Raw genomic sequence first — 2,624 nt, 5'->3', positions numbered from 1 at the left:
CCTATTCAACCGAGCGGCCACGTAGACTGAGAGCACAGACCGTCGCCTCAGGAACCTGCCATGACCGCACCTTCCGATGCCAGGGATCGCCCCTATCCGCGCCCAGAAGGCTCCGACGATTTCCGCCAGCCTGATGACAGCAGCCTGCACTCGCGCCTGCTGGAGATGTCGTCGCGTCTCGAGGCACTGGAAGCCGAGAACCACCTGCTGCGCACACTGGTCGACACCCACCCCGACATCATGTTCATCAAGGATGCCAAGGGGCTGTTTCGCTACGCCAACCGCACCCTGACCGACTTCTATGGCACTTCACGCGAGGACATCGTCGGACGTGATGACAGTCATTACACCGGCAATACCGAGCAGAGCCACTTCTTCCGGCGCAGCGTAGAGCAGGTGCTCAGCAAGTTCGAGCGCGAGACGGTCTTCGAGGATGCCACCGACGGCACCACCGGCGAGGTCAACCACTTCCGCTCCATCAAGCAGCCCTTCCATGACATTCACGGTCAGCCGCTGGTCGCCGTTCTGGCGCACAACATCACGGCAGAAGTCCGTGAGCATGAGCGCAAGACCCGACAGATCGACCACATCTATGACACCTCACTGGAAGGCTTCTGGGACTGGAACATCCTGACCAGTTCCGTGACGCACAATCGCCGCTGGTCACAGATTCTGGGCATCCCGGAGAGCGAGCTCAGCAACAGCCTGGAAGAATTCGCAAGCCTGCTGCACCCCGAGGACAAACCCGAGGCGATGATCGCCATCCAGGACTGCATGGCGGGCAAGACGGCCTACTATCACCGTCACCGCATGCTGACCCGCGGTGGCGACGTGGTCTGGGTGATCGACAAGGGCGATGTCATCGAGCGGGACAGCGAAGGCAATCCGCTACGCATGATCGGCTCGATCACCGATATCACGCGTATCGTCGAATCAGAGGCCCTGCTGCACCAGCACAGTCGCTTCGACTCGCTGACCAAGCTGGCCAACCGTGCCACCCTGATCGACAGCCTGCAGCAGGCCATCATCATCACCGACGCCCGTGACACCCACGGCGCACTCATCTTCATCGATCTGGACCACTTCAAGAAGATCAACGACCTGCTGGGGCATACCACCGGCGACCATCTGTTGATCGAGGTGGCCCATCGCCTGAGCTCCACGGTGCGTGACAGCGATCTGGTGGCGCGCTTCGGCGGGGACGAGTTCGTCATCCTGGTTCAGCCCCTGAGCCATGATCCGCAGGTTGCCTGTCGAGAACTGGATGAGCTGATGGAGCGCCTGCAGCAGGCGCTCAACCAGCCGTATTCGCTCTTGGGCCCACAGTCGCAGCCGCTGCAACATCACAGCTCGGCGAGCCTGGGCAGCATCATGTTCCATGATCGCCATCTGAGTGCGGAGGAGCTCATCCGGCGCGCGGATATCGCGATGTATCGCGCCAAGGAGGCCGGGCGCAATCAAACCGTCCGCTTTGATCCCAGCATGCGCGTGGAGCTTGAGCGCGCTGTGCAGCTGGAAAATGATCTGCGCCGCGCCATCGAGAATGAAGAGCTCTACGTGGAACTGCAGCCGCAATTCGATCGGGGGCTCAAGCTGGTCGGCGCCGAGTGCCTGTTGCGCTGGCGACACGCCAAGCTCGGCAATATCTCGCCCTATGAATTCATTCCGCTGGCCGAGAAGAGCCAGCTGATCGACAGCCTCGGCGACTGGGTGCTGGAGCAGGCCTGCAAGCTGCTGGAGGACTGGCAGAAAGGCACCGCCTTCGCGAAGATCTATCTGTCGGTCAATGTCAGCGTCAAGCAGCTGGACTCCCCTCACTATGTCGGCAATGTCGCCAATGCACTCAGCCAGCACACGCTTGACCCGCAATATCTGCAGCTGGAGCTGACCGAAAACGTCTTCGCCACCGACATGCCCGCCACGGTGGCACGCATGCACGAACTGCGCTCGCTGGGCCTGCGCCTGTCACTGGATGATTTCGGCACCGGCTTCTCCTCCCTGACCTACATCAAGCACCTGCCCTTCGATGAGCTCAAGGTCGACCGCAGCTTCGTCAATGATCTCGAGAACGACGAGATGAACCGCCGCATGGTGAACTTCATGGTGCAGCTGGGGCGTGAGCTGGGCATGTGCGTGGTGGCGGAAGGCGTCGAGACCCCCAGGCAGCGCGAACTGCTGCTGGAGATGGGCTGTGATGCCCTGCAGGGTTATCTGATGGACAAGCCGATGACAATCGAGGCATTCACCGCCAAGTATCAGCTCGGATGACAGCGCATCCGCGTCTTTCATGGCACACTGGGGCCTCTTTTCTGTCTGGACATCATGCGTTATGGAAGACTTCTTCAACTGGATCGGCACGCAACTGGGTGCCGCCATTCGCTTCATCGTCGAAGGTCTGGGCGGTTTCTTCGCCAACTTCGATGATGCCCTATCGGGATTCTTCAATGGCCTCACTGGTGAGCTAGGGCTCAGCACTTCGCTGTTCAGCCTGCTGGGATTGATTCTGGGACTTTACCTGCTCTTCAAGGGCATCACGTCACTGTTGAGAGGCTCCATCATCGGCGGGCTATTGATGACCTTCATCGGCCTGACCTTCCTGGGTTGGATGATTGCCTGACGCGCGA

2 protein-coding genes are annotated in these 2,624 nt (G+C 60.3%); both read left to right on the top strand.

What is annotated here, in order from left to right:
* The first annotated feature begins 60 nt into the window (after positions 1–60).
* Entirely contained in the window at positions 61–2,268 is a 2,208-nt protein-coding gene (locus tag AC4FAH_RS07495) for a putative bifunctional diguanylate cyclase/phosphodiesterase (RefSeq protein ID WP_490245832.1), read from the top strand.
* A gap of 61 nt (positions 2,269–2,329) precedes the next feature.
* On the top strand, positions 2,330–2,617 hold the full coding sequence (locus AC4FAH_RS07490) for a hypothetical protein (protein ID WP_043334097.1): 288 nt from the start codon (positions 2,330–2,332) through the stop codon (positions 2,615–2,617).
* The last annotated feature ends 7 nt before the right edge of the window (positions 2,618–2,624 follow it).

It is taken from the genome of Cobetia sp. (genome assembly GCF_983723665.1).
The sequence above is the reverse complement of the archived record's forward strand: the minus strand, read 5'-3'. Positions and strand labels throughout refer to the sequence as shown.